A 264-nucleotide genomic window follows, 5' to 3' on the forward strand; every position below is an offset into this window, starting at 1 on the left:
GTACAACAAGTTCGTAATTTTGCAACTAGTGAAAATGCGGAAGTAATCGTGGTTAGTGCGCGAGCAGAAGAAGAAATTGCTGAATTAGATTCTGAAGAAGACAAGGCTGAATTTTTAGAAGCAATGGGCATTGAACAATCTGGCTTAGATCAATTGATTCGTGCGGCGTACGATTTGTTAGGCTTAGCTACCTACTTTACAGCTGGTGAACAAGAAGTTCGTGCGTGGACGTTCCGTAAGGGAATCAAGGCACCTCAAGCAGCT

The 264-nt window shown here is 43.2% G+C and carries 1 protein-coding gene; it reads left to right on the forward strand.

The annotated features are described in order from the left end of the window. A partial coding sequence (locus LI162_RS15415; protein WP_227156892.1) for a DUF933 domain-containing protein occupies positions 1–264 on the forward strand: 264 nt, incomplete at both ends.

This window comes from Mediterraneibacter sp. 210702-DFI.3.120, assembly GCF_020561005.1.
In the GTDB taxonomy this organism is placed as follows: Bacteria; Bacillota; Clostridia; order Lachnospirales; family Lachnospiraceae; genus Mediterraneibacter; species Mediterraneibacter faecis.